The organism is Paenibacillus roseus (assembly GCF_016424485.1).
GTDB classification, from domain to species: domain Bacteria; phylum Bacillota; class Bacilli; order Paenibacillales; family Paenibacillaceae; genus Paenibacillus_D; species Paenibacillus_D roseus.
The window spans coordinates 1-2,230 of the sequence record NZ_JAELUP010000067.1; the positions used below are offsets into that span (position 1 = coordinate 1).

At 27.0% G+C, this 2,230-nt stretch carries 2 protein-coding genes; both read left to right on the forward strand.

Annotated features, from left to right (window positions below):
- The coding region (locus JFN88_RS13900) for an uS7 family ribosomal protein (RefSeq protein ID WP_199019910.1) at window positions 1-700 on the forward strand (700 nt) is incomplete at its 5' end.
- Window positions 701-807: 107 nt separating this feature from the next.
- On the forward strand, window positions 808-2,055 hold the full coding sequence (tuf, locus tag JFN88_RS13905; protein WP_199019911.1) for an elongation factor Tu: 1,248 nt from the start codon (window positions 808-810) through the stop codon (window positions 2,053-2,055).
- Window positions 2,056-2,230: the final 175 nt, after the last annotated feature.

Genomic DNA, 2,230 nt, shown 5'->3' on the forward strand with positions numbered 1-2,230 from the left:
CACTTCATATCATTTAAAAAAAGAATTTTTTGAAATAGAAGAATTTTTTGATTATTCGAGAAAAGATTTAATATTCAAAATGATAGAAAGAGCTACAAAGGGACAATTAAAAAGCATTGATAATTTAACATCTCAAAATTTACAAGCTTTAGAAGTTACATTTTCTAAGTATATGACTGATGAAGCACAAGAACTACTTATAGAACAATCTATAAATAATAAAAAAGATGATTTTGAAGATTTAATTTTATTTTGGAAAAAAAATTCTGAAAATATGCAAATTATCAACCAATTTTTAAAGTATTTGTTTATAAAAGGTAATAAAAATTTACAAAAAACTATATTTTCTTTAATTTTGGAATATTTAGAATATAAAACAAAAAAAAATCCTTACAATGTTTTTTTTACGGCTTTAAAAAATGTAACACCTCTTTATCTTAGAAAAGTTAAATATCATGGAAAAAGAAAATTATATTATTCAGGCTTTGAAACAAAATGGAAATCTCAAAAACTCGCAATGCGATGGATAATCCTAGAAGCTCGCATTAGAACAAAAAACATAAAAAAAACTTATAAACCTTTTTATATCGAAATTGCTAAACAATTAATAAATTCTTATTTTTGTAAAGGGGTTCCTTTTCAAAAAAAAATACAAGAAGAAATGGCAGCTTTTGGTCAAAAAGCTTCTTCTTTTTCTTGATTTCATTTTTTTATAGATTCTTCTTTACAATATTATAATAAAAAATTTTAATTGTAAGTAATATAAAGATTAAAACAAAATATATTTTCAATCAATTATTTTTAATTATGGCACGTCAAAAATTTCAACGAGAAAAACCCCATGTCAACATAGGAACTATAGGACATGTAGATCATGGAAAAACTACTTTAACTGCTAGTATTACTATGGCATTAGCTGCTTTAGGTAATGCTAAGGGTAAAAAATATGATGATATAGATTCTGCGCCTGAAGAAAAAGCTCGTGGGATCACGATTAATACAGCGCATGTTGAATATGAAACTAAAACAAGACATTATGCTCATGTAGATTGCCCAGGACATGCAGATTATGTAAAAAATATGATTACTGGTGCTGCTCAGATGGATGGTGCTATTCTTGTAGTTTCAGGAGCTGATGGTCCTATGCCTCAAACAAGAGAACATATACTTTTAGCACAACAAGTAGGTGTTCCAGAATTAGTTATTTTTATAAATAAAGAAGATCAAGTAGATGATCCTGAACTTTTAGAATTAATAGAATTAGAACTTCGTGATTTAGTAACAAATTACAAATTTGATGGAGATAATATTCGTGTTGTTACAGGGTCTGCTTTATTAGCTTTGAATGCTTTAACTAAAAATCCAAATATTCGTAAGGGCGCTGATAAATGGGTAGATCGTATATATGAATTAATGGATGTTATTGATGAAGCTATACCATTACCTGTGCGTTCGACAGATAAACCATTTTTAATGGCTATTGAAGATGTTTTTTCAATTACAGGTAGAGGTACAGTAGCAACAGGTCGTGTTGAACGAGGAACTTTAAAAATGGGAGATAGTGTTCAAATTTTAGGTTTTGGTTTAAAAAAATCAGCTGTAGTTACTGGAATTGAAATGTTTCAGAAAACATTATCTGAAGCATTAGCAGGTGATAATGTTGGTATTTTACTTAGAGGTGTTCAAAAAAAAGAAATTCACAGAGGTATGGTTTTAGCTCAACCTGGAAGTATTGTTACGCATACACGTTTTATCGCTCAAGTATATATTTTATCTGAAAGTGAAGGTGGACGTAAACATGCTTTTTCTGTTGGATATAAACCACAATTTTATTTAGGTACAACAGATGTTACTGGAGAAATTGTAGATATTAATTATGATGCTCCATCAGTTGAAGAAAAAACAAATGATTCTAAAATAGCAAAACCCGGAGATTCTATGTATATTGAAATTCAATTTATTCAACCTATTGCTATTGAAAAAAATATGAGATTTGCTATCCGTGAAGGAGGTAAAACAGTAGGTGCTGGTATTATTGTAGAAATTATAAAATAATCTAAATTAATTAAAATCACTATTTTTTAATTTTATTATGTCAAAATATTTTTTAAAAAATCAAACATATTTTATTAATTATTTTCCAATTGTTACACAAAATCAAAATAGTGATATTAATATTATAAAAAAAAAAAAAACTTTTAATCAAAAAGAAAAAAATTTTAACTTATTC

Excerpts from the sequence above, each read along its gene's own strand:
- tuf (WP_199019911.1), top strand. The coding sequence starts at position 808 with ATGGCACGTCAAAAATTTCAACGAGAAAAACCCCATGTCAACATAGGA.